The organism is Klebsiella sp. HMSC25G12, assembly GCF_001807705.1.
Lineage (GTDB): Bacteria > Pseudomonadota > Gammaproteobacteria > Enterobacterales > Enterobacteriaceae > Klebsiella > Klebsiella variicola.
This window is the reverse complement of record NZ_KV789796.1, coordinates 1-1196: the sequence shown is the minus strand read 5'-3', so window position 1 is coordinate 1196 and position 1196 is coordinate 1. Positions and strand designations below refer to the sequence as shown.

At 53.4% G+C, this 1196-nt stretch carries 1 protein-coding gene; it reads right to left on the bottom strand.

Going from position 1 to position 1196, the window contains the following annotated elements; all coding sequences use genetic code 11:
* Window positions 1-147: 147 nt before the first annotated feature.
* Entirely contained in the window at window positions 148-1128 is a 981-nt protein-coding gene (locus tag HMPREF3096_RS01880; RefSeq protein WP_048293623.1) for an IS5-like element ISKpn26 family transposase, read from the bottom strand.
* Window positions 1129-1196: the final 68 nt, after the last annotated feature.

The window sequence follows — 1196 nt, the reverse complement described above, 5'->3', positions numbered from 1 at the left end:
GGAAGGTGCGAATAAGCAGGTCATTTCTTCCCAAGCTGACTCGCTGATTAAAATTTCGCGGATCTGGGCCGATTTTTTTCCCGCAAACACATCGAATCAGCCTATTTAGGCTATTTTTTCCACCATTTCTGGCGTTATTTCCGGTTTTTACTGAGATCTCTCCCACTGACGTATCATTTGGTCCACCCGAAACAGGTTGGCCAGGGTGAATAACATCGCCAGTTGGTTATCGTTTTTCAGCAGCCCCCTGTATCTGGCTTTCACGAAGCCGAACTGCCGCTTGATGATGCGAAACGGGTGCTCCACCTTGGCACGGATGCTGGCTTTCATATATTCGATGTTGATGGCCGTTTTGTTCTTGCGCGGATGCTGCTTCAAGGTTTTTACCTTGCCGGGACGCTCGGCGATCAGCCAGTCCACATCCACCTCGGCCAGCTCCTCGCGCTGTGGCGCTCCTTGGTAGCCGGCATCGGCTGAGACAAATTGCTCCTCTCCATGAAGCAGATTACCCAGCTGATTGAGGTCATGCTCGTTGGCCGCGGTGGTGACTAGGCTGTGGGTCAGGCCACTCTTGGCATCGACACCAATGTGGGCCTTCATGCCAAAGTGCCACTGATTGCCTTTCTTGGTCTGATGCATCTCCGGATCGCGTTGCTGCTCTTTGTTCTTGGTAGAGCTGGGTGCCTCAATGATGGTGGCATCCACCAAAGTGCCTTGGGTCATCATGACGCCTGCTTCGGCCAGCCAGCGATTGATGGTCTTGAACAATTGACGGGCCAGTTGATGCTGCTCGAGCAGGTGGCGGAAATTCATGATGGTGGTGCGATCCGGCAGGGCGCTATCCAGGGATAATCGGGCAAACAGGCGTATGGAGGCGATTTCGTACAGGGCATCTTCCATGGCACCGTCGCTCAGGTTGTACCAATGCTGCATGCAGTGAATACGCAGCATGGTCTCCAGCGGATAGGGCCGTCGGCCATTGCCCGCCTTGGGATAAAACGGCTCGATGACAGCGGTCATATTCTGCCATGGCAGAATCTGCTCCATGCGGGACAAGAAAATCTCTTTTCTGGTCTGACGGCGCTTAGTGCTGAATTCACTATCGGCGAAGGTGAGTTGATGGCTCATGATGTCCCTCTGGGATGCGCTCCGGATGAATATGATGATCTCATATCAGGAACTTGTTCGCACCTTCC